This is a genomic window from Pseudomonas californiensis (genome assembly GCF_021147775.1).
Lineage (GTDB): Bacteria > Pseudomonadota > Gammaproteobacteria > Pseudomonadales > Pseudomonadaceae > Aquipseudomonas > Aquipseudomonas californiensis.
The window spans coordinates 110,128-134,450 of the sequence record NZ_JAGTPK010000014.1 but is presented as its reverse complement, the minus strand read 5'-3'; the positions used below and the strand labels follow the sequence as shown (position 1 = coordinate 134,450).

The following is a 24,323-nucleotide window of genomic DNA, read 5'->3' as shown; positions in this document are numbered from 1 at the left end:
CAAACAGAGGAATAACAACAATGATCATTTACGGTGTGGCGTTACTGGCGTTCTGTACGCTGGTCGGTATTTTTATCGGTGAAGTGCTCGGCAAACTTATTGGCGTACCCGCCAATGTCGGCGGTGTAGGTATCGCCATGTTGCTGCTCATCGGTCTCGGCAGCTACCTGAGCAATCGAGGTCTGCTCAAAGGCAAGACTGAGCAGGGTGTCGAGTTCTGGAGTGCGATCTACATTCCCATCGTGGTCGCCATGGCCGCGCAGCAGAATGTTTACGGCGCCCTCAAAGGTGGTCCGATGGCGATACTGGCCGGCACGCTGGCGGTGGCGATTGCCTTTGCCATGGTTCCGGTGCTGACGCGCATGGGCAGAGGCCAGCCCGAAGTGCCCGCCCCCAGCAAGACGGCAGGGTGATCGCCATGTACGACTCCATGATCAAAGTCATCACCAGTTACGGGCTGATCAGCGGTTTTGCAGTGATCGGCATCACCATGTGGTTTTCCTATTGGCTGTCCAACACCTTCACCAAAGGTCGTTTGCACGGCTCCGCGATCGCCATTCTGCTGGGCCTGGTTCTCTCATACATCGGCGGCGCACTGACCGGCGGACAAAAGGGCGTGGTAGACCTGCCTTTGCTTTCCGGCATCGGTTTGCTGGGCGGGGCAATGTTGCGAGACTTCGCGATCGTTGCAACTGCCTTCGGCGTCAATGTCGACGAGTTGAAGCGAGCCGGTTATGTGGGTGTCCTGTCGCTGTTTGTGGGCATTGGCACATCGTTCATTGCGGGTGTTGGCGTTGCCATTGCCTTCGGCTACACCGATGCGGTGAGTCTGACCACCATCGGTGCCGGAGCAGTGACCTACATCGTGGGCCCTGTCACAGGCGCAGCGATTGGAGCCACTTCCGAAGTCATGGCTTTATCCATTGCGGCCGGGTTGATCAAAGCGATCCTGGTAATGGTAGCGACACCCTTCGTGGCACCGTTCATTGGCCTGAACAATCCTCGCAGCGCTGTCATCTTTGGTGGACTGATGGGAACATCGAGCGGCGTAGCTGGCGGATTGGCGGCAACTGACCCGAAACTGGTGCCCTACGGTTGCCTCACTGCAGCGTTCTATACCGCACTGGGCTGTCTGCTGGGCCCATCCTTGTTGTTCTTGATAATGCGCGCAATGTTCGGCTAGCAGATTGAGCCTCTGCGCGGTCCACTGTGATCGTGAAGGGGCCGATCACATCTGATCTTGCGACAACGCCCGGTTTGCATACATCCGGCATTCCGCAAGGAGCGCCAGCAGGTTGGGGTCGCGCTCCTTGGCCTTGAGAAACACCATGCCGATGTGCTGCTGCATCCTGTAGCGTTGCTGCAAGGGGATCAGCCGCACGCGGTTCTCATAGACCGCCGCAATACGCCCTGGCAGCAGCGCATATCCCACACCTGAGCTGACCATGCTCAGCAGCGTGAAGATGTCATTGACCTGCATCGCCACCTTCGGCTCGAACCCCGCCTGCTGGAACACGCGAATACCATCACGGTGGGTGGCGAAGCCTTGGGTCAGGGTAATGAACGTTGCCTCGCGCAAGTCGCTCAGGTCCACTTCGGAGTGCCCGGAGAACGGGGAATCGGTGGGTACCGCGAGAAAGATATCGTCGGAAAACAGCGCCAGGTGCTCGCAGTCCGGGTCGTTGGTGCTTTCGTCCAGCGACACCAGCATGGCATCGACTTCCATGTTCTTGAGCTTGTAGAGCAGGTCGATATTGGAGCCCAGGATCAGGTCGATATTCAACTCGCTGCGGCGGATTTTCAGGCCCATGATCAACTGCGGCACGGTCTTGACCGTCAACGAGTACAACGCGCCCAGCCGAAAGCGCGCTGCCGAGAAACCCGCCGCCTGACGGGTCAGCTCGACAGTGTTGACCACGTCCTGAATCAGCTTCTGGGCGCGCTCTTCCAGCACGTAGGCGCTTTCCAGTGGCGTCAGGTTGCGGCCCTCATGCTTGAACAGTGGGCAGCGCAGGGCGCTTTCCAGTGAGTGAATAGCGCGATGCACACTCACATTGCTGGTCTGTAACTCTGCCGCAGCGCGCGCCAGATTGCCGGTGCGCATGAAGGCGAGGAAGATTTCCAGTTTCTTGAGCGTGAGCTCGTCATCGATCTGCATGGCGTGGCGCTTGTTGTTGGTGTGCGTTGATTGTGCCCAAGTCACGCGCGGATAGCTGCCCAAAGCTGCTCGAAACTTTCTTCATGGAGCGAGGCGCTGACAGATACGCTGCAGTTTGTTTCAATAACCCGGAGCCTCTGCAATCGGTGTTTTCGGTAGAAAAGGTGACAAGCAGATGTACTACGGAGAAAAATTCAACGCGTGGTCCCATCTGGTGGGCGCGGTGCTGGCAGCCGTCGGTGCGATCTGGCTGCTGGTCATGGCCAGCCTGCATGGAGATGTCTGGAAGGTCGTGAGTATGGCCATTTACGGTGTGTGCCTGGTGACGCTCTACAGCGTTTCTACCGTGTACCACAGCGTAAGAGGACGCTCGAAGTCGATCATGCAGAAGGTTGATCATTTTTCGATCTACCTGATGATCGCCGGCAGCTATACGCCGTTCTGTCTGGTGACGTTACGCGGCGCGTGGGGCTGGACCCTGTTCGGCATTGTCTGGGGGTTGGCACTGATCGGCATTTTGCAGGAGATCAAACCCCGCTCAGAAGCGCGGATTCTGTCCATTGTGATCTACGCGGTGATGGGCTGGATCGTACTGGTGGCGGTCAAGCCGCTGTTGGCAGCGTTGGGCGTGGCGGGGTTTATCTGGTTGGCAGGCGGTGGAGTGCTGTACACCGTCGGCATCCTGTTTTTTGCCTACGACCACATTCGCCACTGGCATGGCATCTGGCATTTGTTCGTGATCGGCGGCAGCCTGATGCACTTTGTTGCGATCTGGTTCTACGTGCTCTGACTAATCCTTGAAACACATTGACCGCTGAATGCGACAGAGCCCACACATGTGGGCTCTGTCCGCTGGCGGAGTCAACGGCTGTAGCTGATCCGTCCATCCACCAGCGTGTAACGCACCGCGCTTGGCAGACAATGGCCAATGAACGGGCAGTTTTCACCTTTCGACAGCCAGGTCTCCCCGGCCACGGTAGACGCAGTTGGATCAAACAGGACGATGTCGGCCGGGGCGCCAGCGCTCAGCTTCCCGGCAGGCAGCCGCAGCGCTGTAGCAGGGCCGCTGCTCAGGCGGGCAATCAACGTTGGCAGGTCCAGCAGACCGTCCTCTACCAGCGTCATGGCCAGCGGCAACAACAGCTCCACACTGCTGATGCCAGGCTCTGTCGCGCCAAACGGCGCCAGTTTGGCGTCACGCTCGTGTGGCTGGTGATGGCTGGAAATGGCCTGGATCACCCCGGATTTCACGGCTTCACGCAGGCCATCGCGGTCAGCGCGAGTGCGCAACGGCGGCTGGACGTGATACAGGCTTGAGAAGTCGATCAGTGCTTCGTCCGTCAGAATCAACTGATACAGCGCCACGTCCGCCGTTACCGGCAAACCCCGAGCCTGAGCCTGGGCAATCAGTGCTGCACCGCGGGCGCTGGTCAACTGGCTGAAGTGTGCTCGCACGCCGCTCTGCTCGACCAGCAACAGGTCGCGGGCAAGGGCGACGGTCTCGGCGGTTTCCGGAATGCCGGCCAGCCCGAGGAAGCTGGCAGTCGGGCCTTCATGGGCCAGCCCGCCTTCGGCCAGGTCACGGTCCTGAGAGTTAAAAATCACCGTCAGGTCGAACGTGGCCGCGTATTCCAGTGCCCGGCACAGTGTGCGGGTATTGCTGAAACTGCTCAGTCCGTTGCCGAACGCAACACAGCCTGCGTCACGCAAAGCGATCAGCTCTGCCAGTTGTTCGCCGTCCAGGCCTTTGCTCAGCGCGCCAACCGGGAACACCTTGCTGAAACCGGCCTCGCGGGCGCGGTCCAGAATCAGCTCGGCGACCGCCGAGGTGTCGAGCACCGGTTTGGTACGCGGCGGGCAGCACAGGCTGGTCACGCCGCCGGCGGTGGCAGCGCGGGTTTCGCTGGCGATGCTGCCTTTGCGGCTGTAGCCCGGTTCACACAGGGCAACGTTGAGGTCGACCAGGCCGGGTGCAGCCACAAGGCCAGCGGCGTCAATGGTTTGAGCCGGTTCGAAACCCGCAGGTGCCGCACCGATGGCCAGCACTTTGCACGCTTCGATGTGCAGGTCGGTGACTTGATCCAGCCCGCTGACCGGGTCGATGACGCGAGCGCCGAGAATGCTGAGCTTCACTGGGCGTTCTCCTGCTCGAATTGTCGTTGTGCGGTTTGTCCGCTCATGGCCATGGAGAGCACCGCCATGCGTACTGCGATGCCGTAGGTCACTTGATTGAGAATCACCGAATGAGCTCCGTCGGCCACTGCCGACTCGATTTCCACGCCGCGATTGATCGGGCCGGGGTGCATGACAATCGCATCCGGTTTTGCGCCCGCCAGGCGCGCTGTCGTCAGGCCGAACAGGCGGTAGAACTCGCCTTCGCTGGGCAGCAGGCCGCCAGTCATCCGCTCGCGCTGCAGACGCAGCATGATCACCACATCGACATCCTTCAGGCCTTCGTTGAGGTCGGTGTAGACCTTGACGCCGTACTGTTCGATACCGACCGGCAACAGGGTTTTCGGGCCGATCACGCGGATGTCCGGGCAGCCCAGTGCCTTGAGTGCCAGCATATTGGAACGCGCCACGCGCGAGTGCAGGATGTCGCCAACGATGGCCACGGAGAGATTTTCGAAACCGCCCTTGTGTTGGCGGATCGTCAGCATATCGAGCATGCCCTGGGTCGGGTGGGCGTGACGGCCGTCACCGCCATTGATGATCGCGACGTCCGGGCACACGTGTTCGGCGATGAAGTGCGCTGCGCCCGAATCGGCATGGCGCACCACAAACATGTCGGCGGCCATGGCTTCAAGGTTGCGCAGGGTGTCGAACAGCGTTTCACCCTTGCTGGTAGACGACGTCGAGACATTCAATGTGATCACGTCGGCTGACAGGCGCTGGGCCGCCAGCTCGAATGTCGTGCGGGTGCGCGTCGAGTTTTCGAAGAACACGTTGCACACCGTCTTGCCGCGCAACAGCGGGACTTTTTTCACCGCCCGGGCGCCGACTTCCAGAAAGGAGTCCGCGGTGTCGAGGATTTCGGTGAGCAGCTCGCGGGGCAAGCCGTCCAGAGACAGAAAATGGCGCAACTGGCCCTGATGGTTGAGCTGCAGCGGGCGCTTGGCGTCGAGAGGCGTCATCGCAAAGGACTCTTAGAGGGCGGTGGAAAGGTCTTGAAGTTCAAGCGCAAGCGGCTCGGGGCCAGACAATTTGATGCGTTCCGACGGGTCCAGCGACAGGGTCGCTCCGACCACATTGGGCCGGATCGGCAACTCGCCAGCGTCCAGGTCCAGCAGGCAGACCAGGGTCACGCTGGCCGGACGACCGTAGTCGAACAGTTCGTTGAGTGCTGCGCGAATGGTGCGGCCGCTCATCAACACGTCATCGATCAGCACCAGGTGCTGGCCTTCGATCTCGAACGGCAGCTCCGACGGGCGTACCTGAGGGTGCAGACCGTTCTGGCTGAAGTCGTCCCGGTAGAAGGATACGTCCAGCGTGCCCAGCGGCGACGGGTTGTCCAGCGCCTTGAGCAGCGCCTGAGCGACCCATACGCCACCGGTGCGAATGCCGATGAAACGGGGGGCATTGATGCCGCGCTTGCTCAGGTGAGCGTTGAGATCGGTGGCCATCTGACGAATCAGGTCGGCGGGATTGGGCAGGCTCATGGTTGCTCCTTGAGGGCTTGTGCGTCGCGCGCATTGGGGCGTTGCTCAAGCGAAAACGTGAAATCCGGTTATCTCGAAGCGGTACGGGCCAGCAAAGTCACACGTTCAACAGGGCCGCGTTTTCGTCCAGCCAGCCTTGCAACAGCAGCGCGGCGGCAATGGCGTCCACCGGGTTATCCCGATAGCTGCCTTTCTGACCGCCACGGGCCATGCGCTCGCCCTTGGCTTCGAAGGTGGTCAGCCGTTCGTCATGGGTGTAGACCGCGACGCCGAACCGGCCATTGAGCTTGCGCGAGAACTTCTCGGCGCGCGCGCTCATGTCGCTGGGCGTGCCGTCCATGTTCAGTGGCAGGCCGACCACGATGGCGTCGGGTTTCCATTCAGTGATCAGCGCCTGCACCTTGTCCCAGTCCGGTACGCCGTTCTGGGCCTTGAGGGTGCACAGTTCGCGGGCCTGGCCGGTAATCGCCTGGCCGACCGCAACGCCGATCTGTTTGGTGCCGTAATCAAACCCCAGAAGCAGGCGTAATGCAGCCATCAGGCGTGTCCTGCTTGGGTCGAAAGAAGGTTGAGGTTGATGCCCAGCCGTGCGGCTGCAGCGTCGAGGCGCTGTTCGCTGTCGATATCGAACAGAATGGCCGGGTCAAACGAGCACGTCAGCCAGGCATTGGCCGCCATTTCGGCATCCAGTTGACCAGCATCCCAGCCGGCATAACCCAGGGTGATCACATTTTGATCAGGGCCATAGCCGTCAGCGATGGAGAACAACACATCCTGGGAGGTGGACAGGGAAATACCGCCCAGATCCACGGTCGCCTGGAACACCTGGCCGCTGGGATGCAGCACGAAGCCGCGATCGGTCTGCACCGGGCCGCCCGAATGAATGGGAATGTGCTGGCAGCGAACAGGAGGCGCAAGCTCCGGTCGCAGTTGTTCGAGCACATCGGCCAGTGTCAGGCTTTGCGGGCGGTTGATGACCAGTCCCATGGCGCCATTGGCGTTGTGCTCGACAACGTAGGTCAAGGTCTGAGCGAAGTTCTCATCGTGCATGTGAGGCATGGCGATCAAGAACTGATGCTTTAGATAACTCGGAGTGACTTTTTTCATGAGCCCTAGTGTGGCGTTGCGCCGCCTGCCTGACAACTGTCTCGTACAGGCACAGTCGACACGCTGACGAAAAAATCAGTTACTCGACAGTTTGTCGCCGCGGGCGAATTTCCAGGTGCGGATTATTTCAAGACGGTCGATGTCCGCCAGATCCCCCGTGAACGGTGCAAATGGTGCGGCCAGACGTACGATGCGCTGAGCCGCCTGATCCAGCAGGGGCTGGCCCGAGGACTCCAGCACCAGCACTTCGAACAGCGAACCGTCCCGGTTGATCGACACCAGCAACCGCAGATTTCCGTAGATCTGCTTGCGGCGTGCTTCTTCAGGGTAGTTCAGGTTGCCGACCCGCTCGACCTTTTTGCGCCAGTCGTCCTTGTACCAGGCACCCTTGTCACGCATGGTCGAGGCGGCATTGAGGCGGTGAATCTTCGGACGCTTGGCGTACAACTGCTGCTCGGCCGACAGTTCAGCTTCAAGACTGGCGATTTCATTGCTCAGCTCGGAGCTGTCGAACGTAGGCGCCGCCTTAGCGGTGGGCTCGGGCTTGACCTCTTCGCGCTTGGCGACGGTTTTCTGTTGGCTGGGCGCGGTGGTGGCGACTGCGGTCTTGGGTGCTTCCTGCTTGACCACCGGCTTGCTGGCGGGCGGCGGCGTGACCTTGTTGACCTTGGTGTCCTGATACGGCGCGATTTCAGTCGTCTTCAGCGTTTGCGCCTTGTCCAGCGTGCCGCTGCCCTGCTGATCATCCTGGGCGAGGAAATCCGCCTGCTTGGGTTTTTCTTCGCTTTTGAACGTGGCGAGGGTGATTTCCAGGGTTTGCGAAATCTGCTCCGGCTTGACGTAGGTAAAACCTACGCCAAGGATCACCGCGAGGTGAATCAGCGCAGCGATCATCATGGTAAAGCCCAGGCGATCGACAGGACGCACACCCACGCTTGAGAGTTCGAGGGGGAGGTCGTTTCTGGCCATGGATGTCATCAGCGGTTCAGCATCTCGTCAGCCTGCATGTCAAAATCCGTGTCGTGTCACAGGTGGCGCATGATAACGCAATGTGCGGTCCGGCTTTGCAGCAGACCTGACGAAGGGAGCGTGTACCTCCGCAAAATATTCAGCGTCTCCCACGCAGCCTTCGAGCAAGCTCGCGCCCACGGGTACGCATTTCACTTGAAAGTCATGTGTACCCAGTGGGAGTCAGCTTGCTGACGAAGGCGCTTGTCAGCCAAGCGCCAGCAATCAGGCCTTGCGCGCCTGCAGTTTCTTCTCGATGGCATCCATCAACAGGCCGCCGATATTGGTGCCGTAGGCGTTGTCGATTTCGCGGATGCAGGTCGGGCTGGTGACGTTGATTTCGGTCAGGTGCTCCCCGATCACATCCAGACCCACGAACAGCAGGCCTTTTTCACGCAGGGTAGGGCCGATCTGCTCGGCGATCCAGCGGTCCTTGTCGCTCAGCGGACGCGCTTCGCCACGGCCTCCTGCGGCCAGGTTGCCACGGGTTTCGCCTGCGGCCGGGATACGCGCCAGGCAATACGGAACAGGCTCGCCATCGACCATCAGGATGCGTTTGTCGCCATCCTTGATCGCCGGCAAATAGCCTTGCGCCATGATCTGCTGGGTGCCATGAGCGGTCAGGGTTTCGAGGATCACAGAGAGGTTCGGGTCGCCTGCACGATGGCGGAAGATCGACGCGCCGCCCATGCCATCCAGCGGCTTGAGGATCACGTCACCGTGCTGCTCGGCGAATTCGCGCAGGATGTCGGCACGACGGCTGACCAGCGTTGGCGGTGTGCATTGCGGGAACAGTGTGGCAAACAGTTTTTCATTGCAGTCACGCAAGCTCTGCGGCTTGTTGACCACCAGTACACCTGCACGCTCGGCCTGCTCCAGCAAATAAGTGGCGTAGACGAATTCCATGTCGAAGGGCGGGTCCTTGCGCATCAGGATCACGTCCAGATCGTCCAGGCCTGCGTCCACTTCAGCTTCGAATTCGAACCATTTGGCCGGGTCGGCAAAGACTTTCAGCGGCTTCATGCGGGCGCGGGCCTGGCCCGCGTTCTGGTAAAGGTCCTTCTGTTCCATATAGAACAGCGACCAGCCTCGTTCCTGTGCGGCAAGGAGCATGGCCAGCGAGCTATCCTTTTTATAGGAGATGCGCTCAATGGGGTCCATGACAATCCCTAGGCGAACGCTCATGGGCAATATCCTCTGATCGATAAGGGCCATTGTGGCCGTGAAATTGGCGTCAGGGTGGCGCTCTGATTGCTCCCGGTCAAGGGGCAGGCGCGCTAGGGTGTACTTTATGGATTGCGTCTGGAGAGTGTGCTAAAAAGGCTCGGCATCCGGTCCGGTATCCCCCGGCATCAGTGAAGCCATACCATCAGGCTCCCAGTGCTTTGCAGAACACGCAAAAATTCGCTGCGGCGATGGAAGAGCAGACATGGAACAACACGCCACAGCCCTGAAAGTCATGATCATCGATGACTCTAAGACCATTCGCCGCACCGCCGAAACCCTGCTGATAAACGCAGGGTGTGAAGTCATCACCGCAATAGATGGTTTCGACGCGCTGGCCAAGATTGCCGATAACCACCCACGAATCATATTCGTCGATATCATGATGCCGCGTCTGGATGGCTATCAGACATGTGCGCTGATCAAAAACAATCGAGCGTTCAAGTCCACGCCGGTCATCATGCTGTCCTCCAAGGACGGACTGTTCGACAAGGCGAAGGGGCGGATCGTCGGTTCTGATCAGTTTTTGACCAAGCCCTTCAGCAAGGAAGAGCTGCTCAGCGCGATCAAGGCCCATGTGCCGGGCTTCGTTGCAGTAGAACAACATACATCGTGATGCCGGCGCTGACTGACTCGCGCTTGCCACCTGACGGGGAACACCATGGCTAGAATATTGATCGTCGATGATTCGCCGACTGAAATGTACAAACTCACGGGCATGCTGGAGAAGCACGGCCACGAGGTGCTCAAGGCCGAGAATGGCGCCGATGGCGTGGCGCTTGCCCGTCAGGAAAAGCCCGACGCCGTGCTGATGGACATCGTGATGCCAGGCCTTAACGGCTTTCAGGCTACGCGCCAACTGACCAAGGACGCTGACACGAACATGATCCCGGTGATCATGATCACCACCAAGGACCAGGAAACCGACAAGGTCTGGGGCAAGCGCCAGGGCGCTCGGGATTATCTGACCAAACCGGTCGATGAAGAAACCCTGATGAAAACCCTGAACGCGGTGCTGGCCGGCTGATTGCCGGATAACTCATGGCCGAGCCACGTACCGCTTTTGAGATGCTGCTGGACATCGACCGACGGTGCCGCTTGCTGGCCGCTGGCCTGCCGTTGCAGGAAACCCATCATCAGGATTGGGGCGGTATTGGTTTTCGGATGGGTGAGCAGCGTTTTGTAGCGCCTATCGGCGAAATTGCCGAGATTCTGCATGAGCCTCGCCATGCGGTCATGCCTGGCGTAAAACCTTGGGTGGCTGGCGTCGCCAACTTGCGCGGCAGGCTGCTGCCACTCATCGACCTGTGCGCTTTTTTCGGTCATGAACTGTCGCCTTCGCGCAAACAACGACGTGTTCTCGTGGTGGAGCATCAGGACAGCTTCTCCGGCCTGCTGGTCGATGAAGTCTTCGGCATGCAACATTTCAGTCAGTTGAGCCTGATGCCCGAGGCGCAAGACGTCGCCGATCAGCGTCTGGTGCCTTTCCTGCGCGGTCAGTTCATTCGCGAGCAGGTCTGGCAGGTATTCAGCCCGTGGGCTCTGGTGCAGTCTTCGGACTTCATGGATGTGGTGCTCTAGGGTGGCGGGGTCTTGCCGGCAGCGAGCGGCCTGTTGTGTTTCACGAATCGCAGTTGGTCCAGGCGGGGGCCTGATTAATGAGTAATACAGGCAAGTCATTGGAAGGCGCACAAAGCCGCACGCAGATCATTCTGCTGTTCGTCGCGCTTATCGTCTTCATCATGTTGCTGTTTGCCAACTTCGCTTACCTGAATACTCAGTCGAATTACGACAAGCAGTACATCGGGCATGCCGGTGAATTGCGCGTGCTGTCCCAGCGAATCGCCAAGAACGCGACCGAAGCGGCGGCAGGCAAGCCCCAGGCGTTCAAGCTGCTGGCCGATGCGCGCAACGATTTCGATCTGCGTTGGGGTTACCTCCGAAAAGGTGATACTGCGACCAGCCTGCCTGCGGCACCAGACTCCATCCGCAACGAACTGCGCAACGTCCAGAATGACTGGGAGGCGCTGCGCAAGAACACTGATGTGATCCTCGCCAGCGAGCAGACCGTGCTGTCGCTGCATCAGGTGGCTGCCACCCTGGCTGAAACCATCCCGCAGTTGCAGGCCGAGTACGAAAAAGTCGTCGAAATCCTGCTGCAGAGCCGCGCACCTGCCGGCCAGGTTGTGGTTGCCCAGCGGCAGGCATTGCTCGCAGAGCGCATTCTCGGTTCGGTCAACACAGTGTTGGCCGGGGACGAGACCGCTGTGCAGGCCGCTGATGCGTTCGGCCGCGATGCCAGTCAGTTTGGTCGAGTGCTCAATGGCATGCTGGAAGGCAACGCGACCATGCGTATTGCGCAGGTCGAGGACCGCGATGCGCGGGCGCGACTGGCAGAAATTGCCGAGCTGTTCGAGTTTGTCTCGGGTTCTGTGGACGAAATTCTCGAAACGTCGCCCGAGCTGTACCGGGTGCGTGAAGCGTCCGGCAACATCTTCAACACCTCGCAAACCTTGCTGGACGAGACATCCGTGTTGGCCAGCAGCCTGGAAAACCTTGCCAACCGCCGTACCGTCAACACCGTTGGCGGTTACGTGCTGGGGCTGTTGGCCTTGATGTCGATCATCCTGATCGGTCTGGTGATGGTGCGCGAAACCAACCGCCAGTTACGCGAAACCGCCCAGAAAAGCGAACGTAACCAGACCGCGATCATGCGCCTGCTGGACGAGATCGAAAATCTGGCGGACGGCGACCTGACGGTGGCTGCGTCGGTCACCGAGGACTTCACCGGCGCGATTGCCGACTCGATCAATTACTCCATCGACCAGCTGCGTGAGCTGGTCGTGACCATCAACCTGACGGCCGAACAGGTTGCGTCGGCGGTCACCGAAACCCAGGCCACTGCCATGCAGTTGTCGGCAGCCTCCGAGCATCAGGCCTTGCAGATCAGTGCGGCGTCGACAGCGATCAATGACATGGCAGCGTCCATCGATCAGGTCTCGGCCAACGCGTCCGAGTCCTCGGCGGTGGCAGAGCGCTCGGTGACCATCGCCAACAAGGGCAACGAAGTGGTGCACAACACCATTCATGGCATGGACAACATCCGCGAGCAGATTCAGGACACGTCCAAACGCATCAAGCGCTTGGGCGAGTCCTCGCAGGAAATTGGCGATATTGTCAGCCTGATCGACGATATTGCTGACCAAACCAACATTCTCGCACTCAATGCCGCCATTCAGGCGTCTATGGCAGGTGACGCCGGACGCGGCTTTGCGGTGGTGGCTGACGAGGTTCAGCGCCTGGCCGAGCGTTCATCGTCCGCCACCAAGCAGATCGAGACTCTGGTGCGGGCTATCCAGAACGATACCAACGAAGCGGTCATCTCCATGGAGCAGACCACCAGTGAAGTCGTGCGCGGCGCACGGCTGGCGCAGGATGCCGGTGTTGCTCTGGAAGAAATCGAGGGGGTGTCCAGGGTGCTGGCCGAACTGATCGAAAGTATCACCGATGCGGCTCGCCAGCAGGCCGAGTCTGCCGGGCAGATCTCTCAGACCATGACAGTGATTCAGCAAACCACCTCGCAAACGACCTCGGGCACGTCGGCCACCGCCGAGAGCATTGGCAACCTGGCGAAAATGGCCAGCGAGATGCGTCGTTCGGTCTCCGGTTTCACCTTGCCGTCCTCGAAGAAAATCGGATGATGTTCAAAAAATGAGCAGTGTGGACCGTGTAAAAGGCGGTGGCCGTCATGGCTGATCGTCACGATTACGTGGCGCTGGAGTGGCTCAAGGGCGAAATTGCCGAGACGCTCAGGCAGGCACGTCTGGCACTTGATGAGTACATTGAGGACTCCGCCAATACGGCGGCGATGGCCGAGTGCCTGAACCTGGTGCATCAGGTCCACGGCAGCCTGCAAATGATCGAGTTTTATGGCGCTGCGTTGCTGGCTGAAGAAATTGAGCAGTTGGTGCTGGCGGTGCAACAGAACCGCGTCAGTCACCAGGTCGAGTCCGAGCAGCTTTTGGCCCAGGCCATGACCCAGTTGCCACTTTATCTGGAGCGTATTCACTCGGCGCGCCGCGACCTGCCCTTGGTGGTGCTGCCGCTGCTCAATGACTTGCGCAGCGCACGCGGTGAAAGCCTGTTATCGGAAACCAGCCTGTTTGCGCCACAACTGGTCAGCGTGCCGGCGCTCAGCGAAGAAGAGCTCGCCCTGCGCAACACGCCAGAACTGCCGAACCTGCTGCGCAAAATGCGTCAGACTTTGCAGGCTGCCTTGGCGGGCCTGATGCGTGAACAGGGCGTGCAGACGCAGTTGGGCTTTATGGCCAAAGTCTTCGCCCGGCTGGAGCAGCTGTGTGAGGACGCGCCGCTTGGGCCGCTCTGGCGAATCGCCTCGGCGTTGGTAGAGACCATGCTCAACGGCAATTTCACCAACAGTCCCGCGCTGCGCAGCCTGTTGAAAGACGCCGACAAGGAACTCAAGCGGCTGGCAGAGCAGGGCGTGCGCGGCATCAACCAGCCTGCGCCCGAAGAGTTGCTGAAAAGCCTGCTGTTCTATATCGCCAAGTCAGACAGCCATGCCCCACGTATGCTGGACCTCAAGGACCAGTACGCGCTGGACGACGCGTTGCCCGGCAACGACGTGGTCAATGAAGAGCGCGCCCGTATGGCCGGGCCGGACCGCGATGCCATGCGTTCGGTCATCGTCGCCTTGTGCGAAGGGCTGGTGCGGGTCAAGGAGCGCCTGGACGTCTTCGTACGCGGCGACCGCCAGCACGTCAGCGAGCTTAATGCACTGCTGCCACCGCTGCGCCAGATCGCCGACACCCTGGCGGTCCTCGGCTTCGGTCAGCCGCGCAAGGTGATCATTGATCAGTTGTCAGTGGTGCAAGGCCTCGCCCAAGGGCAGCGCGAACCCACTGACGCTGCGCTGATGGATGTTGCGGGTGCGCTGTTGTACGTCGAATCGACCCTGGCCGGCATGGCCGGTAACACCGAGCAGGACAGTCGCGAAGAAAGCCGTTTGCCGACCACCGACCTGACCCAGATTCATCAGTTGGTGATTCGCGAAGCCCGCATCGTGTTGCAGCAGGCCAAGGACGTCATCCTTGAAGGTCTGCATGGCGACTGGGACCAACAGCGGATCGATCCGGTGTGCGCGTTGCTGGTACAGGTGCGTGGGGCGCTGGCGATGATACCGCTGGCCAGGGCTGCCAGCCTTCTGGCCGCCTGCAACGAATACATCCAGGAACAGCTGTTGGTGGGCCGGACGCGCCCTGACTGGGTGCAACTGGACTCCCTGGCCGACACTATTACCGCCGTCGAGTACTATCTGGAGCGGATGGGCGAGGACCATGAGGCTCCAGGTGATCAGATTCTGGACATGGCGCAGCAAAGCCTGGCGCGCCTGGGCTATACGCCCGTCCCGGATACACTGGAAGTGCCGCTGCTCGAAGAAGTCATCACTCAGGACGAACTGTTGGCGCTCGATGACCGCAAGGCGCTGGTCAGCCCGACGCAGACCATCGCCCAGGTGCTTGCCAGCCCGGTGTCGGCTGTCAACCCGCCCGCCCGCAACGTTCCCGCCAGCTTGTTGCCGCCTCCGGCCGACGAAGCTGCTGTGGACGAAGAACTGCGTGAAGTCTTCCTGGAAGAAACCGACGAGGTACTGGACGCCCTGCGTGAGTACCTGCCGAGGTGGTTCGCGTCGCTGAATCAGGTCGATCACTGGAACAGCGCAGCGTTGATCGAAGTGCGCCGTGCGTTCCACACCCTCAAGGGCAGCGGGCGGATGGTTCGGGCGCTGGTTCTGAGTGAGCTGGCCTGGTCGGTGGAAAACCTGCTCAACCGTGTGCTCGAAGGCGACGTTCTACCTGGCCCCTACGTGCAACAGCTGATGCATGAAGCGCTGGCCTTGCTGCCGCTGGTGATCCGTGATTTTGCCGACGATGCACAGCGTCAGCGTGATGACGTGGACCTGTTGGCCGCTCGTGCCCATGCCTTGGCCAACGGTGTCGAGGTTCCGCTGCTGGGCACGCCCGTCGCCGTTGCCGAACCTGAGGCACTGGATCCGCAGTTACTGGACATTTTTCGTCAGGAAGCGCTCGGGCATCTGGGCACCCTGGGCCGCTTTCTCGACACTGCCGAGCAATCGGCCTCGCCGTCGATCAGTGACAGCGTGCTGCGCGCCCTGCACACGCTCAAGGGCAGCGCGCACATGGCTGGCGTATTGCCGATTGCCGAACTTGCCAGCCCGCTGGACCAAATGGTACGCGAATACAAGGCCAACCTGATTGCCATCGGCTCCGCCGAGCTTGATCTGTTGCGCAGTGCCGAGCCGCTGCTGCACAAGGGTCTTGAGCAACTGGATCATGCGCCGCTGGCGCCGATACCGGGGGCTCGCGAGCTGATCGATGCGGCGTATTCGTTGCTCGACGAACGACTGGCTGCAGTGCTGCGCGAGTCGGACAACGGGTTACGCATCAAACGCAATCCACAGTTGATCGCCAGCTTTCTGGCCGAAGGCATGGACATCGTGCTGGACGCCGAGAACCTGTTGCGCCGCTGGCGTCAGCACCCCGGCGAGCGGCAGGAACTGAGCGCGCTGCTGGATGAGCTGACCACGCTGGGCCATGGTGCGCACATGGCCGAGCTGCCGCAGGTCGATGAGTTGTGCGAGGCGCTGCTTGATCTGTATGGTGCAGTCGAAGAAAGCAGTCTGGCGGTCAGCGAGCGTTTCTTCGACGAGGCCGAGCGTGCTCATGAGGCGCTGATCAACATGCTCGATCAGGTTGCCGCAGGCCAGGATGTCGACCCTCGCCCGGAATGCGTCAGGGCCTTGAACGAGTTGCTGGATCAGGCGTTGGACCCTTCGGCCACCGGGCTCGTCAAGCGCGATGGCAATCAGACCCTGAGCGTTACCGAGCTTGATGCCGCTACCCGGCAAATAGCCGAACAGAAGGTGCACGCCGACGCGGCCGCGCTGGATGACGAGATAGTCGAGATCTTTCTCGAAGAGGCTGTGGATATTCTCGACAGTGCCGGGCAGGCCTTGCAGCGCTGGCTCGACGACCAGGAAAATCCGCTGCCGCTGTCATCGTTGCAACGCGACCTGCATACGCTCAAGGGCGGCGCGCGCATGGCAGAAATCGCCGAAGTGGGTGACCTCGCGCACGAGCTGGAGAATCTTTACGAAGGCCTGATCGATCGACGTTTCAGTCACTCGCCGGAGCTGGCTGAGCTGCTGCTCAAGAGTCACGATCATCTGGCTGTCATGCTGGAACAGCTTTACCGCCACGAACTACTCAGTGATCCGACATCTCTTATTGAGGCGCTGATTCAGTGTCGCAGTGTCGATGCCGTCGAGCCTGTGCATGCTCTGCCTGCCGAGCGCGCGGAGGAAGTGCCGGAGCGCGATACCGAGTTGTTGGAGATTTTCCTTGAGGAAGGCTTCGACATCATCGAAAGCTCTGGCGCGGCGTTGATCCGTTGGCAGGCGGATCCGCAGAATCTGTTGGAAGTCGACAATCTGCTGCGCGACCTGCACACCCTGAAGGGTGGCGCACGCATGGTCGAAATCGCCCCCATCGGTGATCTGGCGCATGAGCTGGAAGCGCTCTACGAAGGCATTTCCACCGGCGATATGCATCACGGCCCGGTGATGATGAGTCTTCTGCAAAGCGGACATGACGTACTGGCCGACATGCTGGACGCGGTGCGCACCGACAAGCCGTTGCCTGATGCAACCCTGCTGATTGAAAACATCCAGAAGCTGGCGAGTCTCGAACCCGAGCCACGCTTGCCAGTAGCCGTCGCAGAGCCGTCGCAACCCGCGCCAGTGGTGGCGCCTGTGGCTGACGCCGACACCGAGCGCAGTGGGCCGGAAATGGTCAAGGTGCCTGCCGAACAGCTGGAAAGCCTGGTCAATCTGGCAGGCGAGACGTCGATTTTTCGTGGGCGTATCGAGCAGGAACTGTTGGATTCCCAGGTCACGCTGGCGGAAATGGAAACCACCATCGAGCGGATGCGCGATCAACTGCGTCGTCTGGACATCGAGACACAGGGTCGCATCCTGAGTCGCGAGCAGGTGCAGGCCGAGCGTCTGGGCTATGAAGAATTCGACCCGCTGGAAATGGACCGCCACTCCCAGCTGCAACAGCTTTCGCGTGCGTTGTTCGAGTCCGCATCAGACCTGATGGACCTCAAGGAAACCCTCGGCACCCGCTCGCGCGATGCAGAAACCCTGCTGGCGCAGCAGGCACGGGTCAACACCGAGTTGCAGGAAGGCCTGATGCGTACGCGCATGGTGCCGTTCGAGCGCCTTGTGCCGCGTTTGCGTCGTGTGGTGCGGCAAGTGGCAACCGAGCTGAACAAGAAGGTGCACTTCGAAGTCGCCAATGCCGACGGAGAAATGGACCGCAGTGTGCTGGAGCGCATGGTTGCGCCGCTGGAGCACATGCTGCGCAACGCAGTCGATCACGGGCTGGAAAGCACCGAAAAGCGCCTCGCCATCGGCAAGCCGGAACAGGGCAACATCAACCTGGAACTGATGCATGAAGGCGGCGATATCGTCATCGAACTGAGCGATGACGGCTCGGGCGTTGATCTGGCCGCCGTCCGGCGCAAGGCGATCAAGCGCGGCATGATCCATCCGGACGCCGAGCTTTCCGATCACGAAGTCCTGCCGTTCATCCTGCAGGCCGGTTTCTCAACGACCGAGATCATCACCCAGATATCCGGGCGTGGTGTGGGCATGGACGTGGTGCACGCCGAGGTCAAGCAACTGGGCGGCTCGATGGTCATCGACTCAGTGCCGGGAAAGGGCACGCGTTTCAGGATTCGGCTGCCCTTTTCGGTCTCGGTCAACCGGGCGTTGATGGTCACGTGCGGCGAGGAGCAGTACGCGGTACCGCTCAACACCGTCGACGGTATCGTGCGGGTCATGCCCAACGAGCTGGATGCGTGTTACCAGACCAGCCCCGCGCGCTATCAATACGGCGGGCGCAGCTACGAGTTGCGTTATCTGGGAGAGCTGCTTGGCAATGGCCAGCCACGGCTGATGGGGCAATTGCAGCCATTGCCGGTATTGCTCTTGCACTTGCAGGATCAATGGGTGGCGGTGCAGGTCGATGCGCTGGCTGGTTCGCGAGAAATCGTGGTCAAGAATCTCGGTGCGCAATTCGCCCGCGTGCAGGGTATTTCCGGTGCGACCATTCTGGGTGACGGGCGGGTGGTGCTGATTCTCGACCTGATGGCGCAGATTCGAGTTCTGCAAGGACGCCTGCAGGGCCTGCCGTTCAAGGGCGCCACAGCGACGCCTTATGTCGAGTTCGAGCAGGCCCGGCCGCTGCTGGTCATGGTGGTGGATGATTCGGTGACCGTACGCAAGGTCACCAGTCGTTTGCTGGAACGTCATGGCATGCATGTCCTGACGGCCAAGGACGGGGTCGATGCCATGAGCCTGCTTCAGGAACACACCCCCGACATCATGTTGCTGGATATCGAGATGCCGCGCATGGACGGCTTTGAAGTGGCCAGCCACATACGCCGTGACGAAGCGCTCAAGGACCTGCCGATCATCATGATCACCTCTCGTTCAGGCCAAAAGCATCGCGACCGGGCCATGGCCGTCGGCGTGAACGAATACCTGAGCAAGCCGTATCAAGAGAACGTATTGCTTGAAAGCATCGCCCACTGGAGCCAGGTCAATGTCTGAAAGCTCGTTCCAGACCAGTCGCCTGACCAGCTTGACCGGTCTGATCCTGCCCTTGAGCGACCGTCATTTGCTGCTGCCCAACGTGGCTGTGGCAGAGCTGATCGATTATCAGGATTGCAGCGCAGAACCCGGCGCACCCGAGTGGTACCTTGGGCCGATCAAATGGCGCGATCTGACCCTGCCGCTACTGAGTTTCGAGGCGGCATGCGGCGGTCGCACGCGTGTCGGTGGCCGGGCGCGGATCGTGGTGCTCAACGCGCTGGGCGAGCGCGCCGATCTCAAATTCATCGCAATGCTGACCCAGGGTATTCCTCGCTCGTGCAAGGTCGACAGCCAGCTCAGCTATGTCGACGTCCCTCTCGCAGAACTTGAACTGGCCGCCGTGCAGGTCGGCGAAACTGTTGCGCGTATTCCAGACCTGCAAGGACTCGAGCAATGGCTGGTGGATTCAGGGCTTGGCCGATAGCAATGCGATGCGCCTTGGGCAAGGCGCAACGTATGATTGAGCAATGATCAGGACGAGCAGCTGATCTCCAGATGCTTGCCCCAATCCGGTGGACGCTGCGCATAGCCCGACATTCCAGCCTGCTCGGTAAACGGGTTACAGAGCACTTCGTGCAGGCGGCGCACCTCTTCGTAATCTCCCTGCTCGGCGGCCTGAATCGCATTCTGCGCAAGATAGTTGCGCAAGATGTAAAGCGGGTTGACCGCGTGCATGCGCGTCTGGCGCTCCTGATCAGTGCTGCTGGCTTCACGTGCAATTCGGGCCAGATAGTCGTCGGCCCAACGGTCGAAGCCTTTGATGTCGACAAAATCATCGCGCAGCTTCGCCAAGGCTTCGGCGGCTGACTGATCGCCCAGGCGACGGAAGAACAGCGTGTAGTCCACGCCGCTGTTCTGCATCAGTTGCAGCAGCTGGCTTATCAGCGTGTCGTCCTCGTCCTCGGCCTGGGTCAGGCCGAGTCGGCGACGCATCAGGTCCAGGTAATGCGCCTGATACAACGGCAGGAACAACCCGATGGTTTCGCGCAGCGCCTCGACACTGACGAACGGTGTCAGGGCCTGGGCCAGTGCGCTGAGGTTCCACTGAGCAATGGGCACCTGATTACTGAAGGAGTAACGGCCTTCGTGATCGGAGTGGTTGCAGATGAAGTGCTGGTCGAAGTCATCGAGAAAGGCGAACGGGCCGAAGTCGAAGGTGATACCCAGAATCGACATGTTGTCGGTGTTCATCACACCGTGGCAGAAGCCGTAAGCCTGCCATTTGGCGATCAGCTCGGCATTGCGTTCGACGATTTCCCGGAACATCGCCAGATAAGGCTCGGGCTGTTCCTGACAGTGCGGGTAATGCAGGCTCAGCACGTGTTCGGCCAACTGTTTCAGCTGCTCCGGTTGCTTGGTGTAATAGAAGTATTCCAGGCTGCCGAAGCGCACATGGCTTTGGGCGAGACGCAGCACCATCGCGGCACTTTCCTGGGTTTCACGCCAGACCGGCGTGCTTGAGTCGACCACACAGGCAGCGCGGCTGCTGGGGATGCCCAGCGCATGCAGCGCTTCGGACGCCAGAAACTCGCGAATCGAGGAACGCAACACCGCGCGCCCATCGCCCATTCGCGAGTAGGGTGTTTGCCCCGCGCCCTTGAGGTGCAGGTCCCAGTGCTCACCCGCCTGGTTATACACTTCGCCCAGCAACAGACCACGCCCGTCACCCAGCCGGGGGTTATACGAGCCAAACTGATGGCCGGAATAAACCATGGCGCGAGGCTCGGCCTCGGCCCACAACTTGTGGCCGCTGAAGATTTCGGCGAATAACGGCAGGTCGGCCTGCTCGGGAGACAGATCCAGCAGGCTCAGCGCAGCCTTGCTGGCGACTACCAGGCGCGGTTCGGCAATGGGCTCGGGCAGTACCGAGGTAGAGAACGCATCGCCCAGACGGGCGAAGCGGTTATCGAATACGAGTTCGTCGAGGGCTTTCACAGGCCTTCTCCAGCAGAAATTGAAGACATTCTGCTGGGGTTGACCCTGTCAGTCGAGCCTCAGTTCAGGCGGTTCTGGCGCGTCCTTGGTGGCGGGTGCCACTTTGGTGTTGACCGGCGGCGTTTGGTGTTGGTCCGAGACCATGGTCCTGCCGGTTGGCTCGACGGGCACCATCTTGTATTCCATGCCCTGCGTGTTCTTGAGGTAGATCTCCATCTGTCGGAACGAGATGTTGATCTTCTGCTTCTTGAACTCACGGTTGATAAAGCGGTTGATTTCGTCGAGCACCGGGTTGCGGTCGCCCAGATCACGTACGTGCATGCGCAGTTCGTGGTCCAGGGTGCTTTCGCCGAAGTTCAGGAAGTAGACAATCGGCTCCGGCTCTTTAAGGACTCGGGGGTTTTCCCGGGCTGCTTGCAGCAGGAGTTCACGCACCAGATCCAGGTCCGAGCCGTAATCCACGCCCAGTTTCAGGGTCACTCGAGTGATCGTGTCGGTCAGCGACCAGTTGATGAGCTGGCCGGTGATGAACGTCTTGTTCGGGACGATGATGTCCTTGCGGTCGAAGTCGGTAATGGTCGTGGCACGAATCCGGATCTTGCTGACCGTACCCGACAGGTTGCCGATGGTGATGGTGTCGCCAATCCGTACCGGTCGCTCGAACAGGATCATGATGCCGGAGATGAAGTTGGCGAAAATCTCCTGCATGCCGAATCCGATACCCAGCGACAGGGCGGCTACCAGCCATTGCAGCTTGTCCCAACTCACGCCCAGGGTCGAAAGCGTCGTGACAAAGCCGATACCGGCGATAGCGTAGGACAGCAGCGTGGTCGTGGCGTAGGCGCTGCCTTGCGCCAGATTCAAGCGTGACAGCACCAGCACTTCCAGCAGACCGGGCAGGTTACCCGCCAGCACGAACGTGATGGCGATGATCACCCCGGCACCAATGAAATCGCCGAGACTGATCGGCACCATGCTCATGTTGGCGCCGGTGCCGCTGGTGTATTCGTACAGCGTGATGTTGTCCAGATACGCGAACACCGTGATCAGGTCAGCCCAGACCAGGTACAAGGCGCCGATGAAGCCACCCAGCAATGCCAGTCGGATCAGTCGCAACGACTGCTGGTTGACCTGTTCGATGTCCAGTTTCGGTTCTTCGACAGGCACGTCGCTGTCGCCGTTGTCCCGTGCCGCCTGACGTTTGGCCAGTGCTCGCTGGTAAGCCAGTCGGCGTGCAGCGACACCCAGACCGCGGACGAAGGTCGCCTCGACCACCAGCCAGAGCATCAACAGGTAAAGGGTGTCGATCAGCCGATCGCTGAGTTTGAGCGCGGTGTAGTAATAACCGAAGCAGACTGCCACGAACAACGCGATGGGCAGCGCAGTAAAGGCTACGCCCACTGCCTTGCGGAACAGCGAAGCGTTGTGATGCGTCGGGCTGGCGAGCAGCAGGCGACTCAACAGCCACGCCATCAATGCATAGCAGGCCAGCACCACGCCAATCCCCAGCACATCGTCGGCGAGCGCGGCGGGCTGATGTTCAGCCACGGCCACGACGGCCACCAGCGCCAATACCACCAGCCCCAGCCGGCGCACCCAACCCTGCAGGAACTCGACCTGAGCCGTTTCCCAGCGGAAATGCAGTTGTGCCACGCCTGCGGGTGCGAGTACGCGGTAAGCGGTGTAGAACACCAGCCAGGCCAGACCAATCTGCAACAGGGCCTCGCCCAGGTTCGCGTTCTGACCCCGTGCATCAATCTGCAAGGCGTAACCGCACAGCGCCAGCCCCAACGCGACCGGCATGGCCAGCAGGACATTGATCAGCAACGCCTGCGGTGTCTTCCACTGACTGTCGCGCTTGAAGTGGCCGATGTCCGAATGCAAGCGATTGAGCTTCACATACAGCGCTTTACGTCTCCAGGTCAGCACACCGATCAGCAACAGCAACGGCAGGAACAGCAGAGGCCGATGGGTCAGGCCGTCCGACAGCTCGCTGAGGCTGGATGTCCAGGGTAGGGTGGCCACCTGTTTTTGCAGGCGCGGCCAGATGTTCTGGAACCACTCCATGTCCAGCGGCTTGTTGCTGGGTATCCAGAACATCTGCTCGTCCAGCGTCGTGCGCAGGCCAAGGGCGGTGCTTGCCAGTTGCTTCTGGTTCAGTTGCAGCGTGATGGATTCGTTAAGCAGGGCGCTCAGCTCGCGGTTCAGGCGTTCCAGCAGGTCGCTGCGAGTGATTGCCAGATCGAGCAGTGTGCGACGCAGCTGGGGCGTGATGTTTTCAGGCGTCTGGGTGGCAAGCAACTTGTCAACATAGGCTGTCGGCGTGCTCATCTGTTCGCGTTGCTGGTTGATCTCGAACTGGTACAGGCGGATGTTGGCGATTTCGTCGGCCAGGCCTTTGTCCAGTTCCAGATGGGGCAGCGACTGCTTCTGTTTGTAGAGGATCTTGGACAGCAGCAGGCTGCCGCTCAGGACGGTGATCTGTTCGCTCAACGCCTGGTCGGTCTGGGTCAGGTTGTCCAGTTGCTGCTTGGTCTTGAGGTTTTGCTGGGTAAGCTCATTGAGCCGGTCCGTGCCTCGCAACAGATAGTCGGACAATTGCAGGTTGGCCGCGCTTTCGGTGGCCAGCAGGCTGCTGCCGCCCGACTTCTGGGCTTCCAGCGACAGCTCGGCCACGGTTTTCTGGGACTGGGCGCGGCGCTTGTCGTTGATCAGTGTTTGCAGGTCCTGAATCTCCTGCTCCTGACGCGCCACTTTCTCGGTCAGCAGGTCATGCTGGCTGTTGCCAAGGTCCTGTAACTGGCTGTTGCCGGCCAGCTCCTGACGTCGCAGCAGGCTCAACGCATTGATCGAGGCCAGCTCGGCGTTGAGCAGGTTGCGCTGGTCGGCGTTGAGGGTCTTTCCGTTGTCCTTGCCCAGTTTGAGCAGCGCGTTGATCTGCTGGATTCGCGTTTGATTGGCGCTGATTTCCGCCTGCGCGCGTTCCGGCCGGGTCTGTGCTGTGATGCTCAGGCTATTGGCATCGTTCAGCTCTTTCTGCAGGTCACTCTGCTGAGTGCTGCGCTGGCTGAGGATCTGTTCCAGTTGCGGAACGTCCAGCCCACCATAACGTTGCGCGACCGGCACGACCTTGATTTCTTTCAGTCTGGCCAGTTCACGCTGGTTGTCGGTGGTTTGCCTGGGCGCCTGGTTGAGCTGTTGCTTGAGGGCGGTCAGCTTCTGTTCGCTGTCCTGCTTGCTGGCCAGAAACGCCAGGGTTTGCTCAAGCACCTGCTGCAAGGCCTTTTGATCGGCGTCGGGCAGTTTTCGGTCGGCAATCTTGTCCAGACTTTGCTGCACGGATTCGCTGCTCGGCGGGTCGGCGGCCAATGCAGGAAACGAGGAAAGGCAAAGCGCAAACACTGTGGCAGCACAAAAGGAACGCAGGGAAAACATAGACACCGGTCGCATGGCAGGACGTGTGGGGAGGCAG

Annotated in this window: 19 protein-coding genes; 9 read left to right on the top strand and 10 right to left on the bottom strand. The window is 60.4% G+C overall.

The features are described 5' to 3' along the window. Positions 1–20 precede the first annotated feature (20 nt). Together madL and madM are read left to right on the top strand one after the other, a co-directional pair. Positions 21–413 (top strand): malonate transporter subunit MadL, encoded by a 393-nt coding sequence (madL, locus tag KDX37_RS15805; RefSeq protein ID WP_231653618.1) that lies wholly within the window; start codon positions 21–23, stop codon positions 411–413. A 5-nt stretch (positions 414–418) separates the two neighbouring features. Further along, positions 419–1,183: a malonate transporter subunit MadM gene (gene madM / locus KDX37_RS15800; protein ID WP_231653617.1), complete on the top strand. Its 765-nt coding sequence runs from the start codon at positions 419–421 to the stop codon at positions 1,181–1,183. A 45-nt stretch (positions 1,184–1,228) separates the two neighbouring features. On the opposite strand, the gene KDX37_RS15795 is transcribed toward madM, so the two are convergent. After that, a complete protein-coding gene (locus KDX37_RS15795) occupies positions 1,229–2,158 on the bottom strand; it encodes a LysR family transcriptional regulator (RefSeq protein WP_231653652.1) in 930 nt (309 codons plus the stop codon). Between the two features lie 175 nt (positions 2,159–2,333). On the opposite strand from KDX37_RS15795, the gene trhA reads away from it, so the two are divergent. Next, complete coding sequence (gene trhA, locus KDX37_RS15790) at positions 2,334–2,948, top strand: PAQR family membrane homeostasis protein TrhA (protein ID WP_231653616.1); 615 nt, start codon at positions 2,334–2,336, stop codon at positions 2,946–2,948. A gap of 71 nt (positions 2,949–3,019) precedes the next feature. Here trhA and KDX37_RS15785 read toward each other — a convergent pair whose 3' ends face one another. The 7 genes from KDX37_RS15785 to gshB form a co-directional block, all read right to left on the bottom strand. Further along, positions 3,020–4,291 carry a dihydroorotase gene (locus KDX37_RS15785; RefSeq protein ID WP_231653615.1) on the bottom strand — a complete coding sequence of 424 codons (1,272 nt, stop codon included), beginning with the start codon at positions 4,289–4,291 and terminating at the stop codon, positions 3,020–3,022. Further along, entirely contained in the window at positions 4,288–5,292 is a 1,005-nt protein-coding gene (locus KDX37_RS15780) for an aspartate carbamoyltransferase catalytic subunit (protein WP_231653614.1), read from the bottom strand. The genes KDX37_RS15785 and KDX37_RS15780 overlap by 4 nt, the downstream gene beginning before the upstream one ends. A 12-nt stretch (positions 5,293–5,304) precedes the next feature. After that, entirely contained in the window at positions 5,305–5,817 is a 513-nt protein-coding gene (pyrR, locus tag KDX37_RS15775) for a bifunctional pyr operon transcriptional regulator/uracil phosphoribosyltransferase PyrR (RefSeq protein ID WP_231653613.1), read from the bottom strand. A 97-nt stretch (positions 5,818–5,914) separates the two neighbouring features. Further along, positions 5,915–6,355 (bottom strand): Holliday junction resolvase RuvX, encoded by a 441-nt coding sequence (ruvX, locus tag KDX37_RS15770; RefSeq protein WP_231653612.1) that lies wholly within the window; start codon positions 6,353–6,355, stop codon positions 5,915–5,917. Next, positions 6,355–6,924 carry a YqgE/AlgH family protein gene (locus tag KDX37_RS15765; protein ID WP_231653611.1) on the bottom strand — a complete coding sequence of 190 codons (570 nt, stop codon included), beginning with the start codon at positions 6,922–6,924 and terminating at the stop codon, positions 6,355–6,357. Before KDX37_RS15765 ends, ruvX begins: the two co-directional genes overlap by 1 nt. A 75-nt stretch (positions 6,925–6,999) precedes the next feature. Further along, the gene (locus KDX37_RS15760; protein ID WP_231653610.1) at positions 7,000–7,902 is read right to left on the bottom strand and encodes an energy transducer TonB; all 903 of its coding nucleotides are present in this window, start codon (positions 7,900–7,902) and stop codon (positions 7,000–7,002) included. Positions 7,903–8,157: 255 nt separating this feature from the next. Further along, positions 8,158–9,117 (bottom strand): glutathione synthase, encoded by a 960-nt coding sequence (gshB, locus tag KDX37_RS15755; RefSeq protein WP_231653609.1) that lies wholly within the window; start codon positions 9,115–9,117, stop codon positions 8,158–8,160. Between the two features lie 244 nt (positions 9,118–9,361). Between gshB and pilG the strand changes: the two genes are divergently transcribed. The 6 genes from pilG to KDX37_RS15725 all read left to right on the top strand — a co-directional run bounded on the left by pilG (position 9,362) and on the right by KDX37_RS15725 (position 19,340). Further along, on the top strand, positions 9,362–9,772 hold the full coding sequence (gene pilG / locus KDX37_RS15750) for a twitching motility response regulator PilG (RefSeq protein WP_231653608.1): 411 nt from the start codon (positions 9,362–9,364) through the stop codon (positions 9,770–9,772). 45 nt (positions 9,773–9,817) lie between these two features. Next, the gene (gene pilH, locus KDX37_RS15745) at positions 9,818–10,183 is read left to right on the top strand and encodes a twitching motility response regulator PilH (protein ID WP_002551739.1); all 366 of its coding nucleotides are present in this window, start codon (positions 9,818–9,820) and stop codon (positions 10,181–10,183) included. A 14-nt stretch (positions 10,184–10,197) separates the two neighbouring features. Continuing rightward, the gene (locus tag KDX37_RS15740) at positions 10,198–10,737 is read left to right on the top strand and encodes a chemotaxis protein CheW (RefSeq protein WP_231653607.1); all 540 of its coding nucleotides are present in this window, start codon (positions 10,198–10,200) and stop codon (positions 10,735–10,737) included. Positions 10,738–10,814: 77 nt separating this feature from the next. Next, positions 10,815–12,857 (top strand): methyl-accepting chemotaxis protein, encoded by a 2,043-nt coding sequence (locus KDX37_RS15735; RefSeq protein WP_231653606.1) that lies wholly within the window; start codon positions 10,815–10,817, stop codon positions 12,855–12,857. A 47-nt stretch (positions 12,858–12,904) separates the two neighbouring features. Continuing rightward, positions 12,905–18,874, top strand: coding sequence for an Hpt domain-containing protein (locus KDX37_RS15730; protein ID WP_231653605.1), 5,970 nt, complete (start codon positions 12,905–12,907; stop codon positions 18,872–18,874). Further along, a complete protein-coding gene (locus KDX37_RS15725; protein WP_231653604.1) occupies positions 18,867–19,340 on the top strand; it encodes a chemotaxis protein CheW in 474 nt (157 codons plus the stop codon). The genes KDX37_RS15730 and KDX37_RS15725 overlap by 8 nt, the downstream gene beginning before the upstream one ends. Positions 19,341–19,387: 47 nt before the next feature. Here the strand turns inward: KDX37_RS15725 and selO are convergent, their stop codons facing one another. Then, positions 19,388–20,851 carry a protein adenylyltransferase SelO gene (gene selO, locus KDX37_RS15720; protein WP_231653603.1) on the bottom strand — a complete coding sequence of 488 codons (1,464 nt, stop codon included), beginning with the start codon at positions 20,849–20,851 and terminating at the stop codon, positions 19,388–19,390. Positions 20,852–20,899: 48 nt separating this feature from the next. Beyond that, complete coding sequence (mscK, locus tag KDX37_RS15715; RefSeq protein WP_231653602.1) at positions 20,900–24,286, bottom strand: mechanosensitive channel MscK; 3,387 nt, start codon at positions 24,284–24,286, stop codon at positions 20,900–20,902. Positions 24,287–24,323 lie beyond the last annotated feature (37 nt).

Bases quoted from the DNA above. Each gene is read 5' to 3' on its own strand.
- madL (WP_231653618.1), top strand. From the start codon at position 21: ATGATCATTTACGGTGTGGCGTTACTGGCGTTCTGTACGCTGGTCGGT.
- madM (WP_231653617.1), top strand. From the start codon at position 419: ATGTACGACTCCATGATCAAAGTCATCACCAGTTACGGGCTGATCAGC.
- KDX37_RS15795 (WP_231653652.1), bottom strand. From the start codon at position 2,158: ATGCAGATCGATGACGAGCTCACGCTCAAGAAACTGGAAATCTTCCTC.
- trhA (WP_231653616.1), top strand. From the start codon at position 2,334: ATGTACTACGGAGAAAAATTCAACGCGTGGTCCCATCTGGTGGGCGCG.
- KDX37_RS15780 (WP_231653614.1), bottom strand. From the start codon at position 5,292: ATGACGCCTCTCGACGCCAAGCGCCCGCTGCAGCTCAACCATCAGGGC.
- pyrR (WP_231653613.1), bottom strand. From the start codon at position 5,817: ATGAGCCTGCCCAATCCCGCCGACCTGATTCGTCAGATGGCCACCGAT.
- ruvX (WP_231653612.1), bottom strand. From the start codon at position 6,355: ATGGCTGCATTACGCCTGCTTCTGGGGTTTGATTACGGCACCAAACAG.
- KDX37_RS15765 (WP_231653611.1), bottom strand. From the start codon at position 6,924: ATGAAAAAAGTCACTCCGAGTTATCTAAAGCATCAGTTCTTGATCGCC.
- KDX37_RS15760 (WP_231653610.1), bottom strand. From the start codon at position 7,902: ATGACATCCATGGCCAGAAACGACCTCCCCCTCGAACTCTCAAGCGTG.
- gshB (WP_231653609.1), bottom strand. From the start codon at position 9,117: ATGAGCGTTCGCCTAGGGATTGTCATGGACCCCATTGAGCGCATCTCC.
- pilG (WP_231653608.1), top strand. From the start codon at position 9,362: ATGGAACAACACGCCACAGCCCTGAAAGTCATGATCATCGATGACTCT.
- pilH (WP_002551739.1), top strand. From the start codon at position 9,818: ATGGCTAGAATATTGATCGTCGATGATTCGCCGACTGAAATGTACAAA.
- KDX37_RS15740 (WP_231653607.1), top strand. From the start codon at position 10,198: ATGGCCGAGCCACGTACCGCTTTTGAGATGCTGCTGGACATCGACCGA.
- KDX37_RS15735 (WP_231653606.1), top strand. From the start codon at position 10,815: ATGAGTAATACAGGCAAGTCATTGGAAGGCGCACAAAGCCGCACGCAG.
- KDX37_RS15730 (WP_231653605.1), top strand. From the start codon at position 12,905: ATGGCTGATCGTCACGATTACGTGGCGCTGGAGTGGCTCAAGGGCGAA.
- KDX37_RS15725 (WP_231653604.1), top strand. From the start codon at position 18,867: ATGTCTGAAAGCTCGTTCCAGACCAGTCGCCTGACCAGCTTGACCGGT.
- mscK (WP_231653602.1), bottom strand. From the start codon at position 24,286: ATGTTTTCCCTGCGTTCCTTTTGTGCTGCCACAGTGTTTGCGCTTTGC.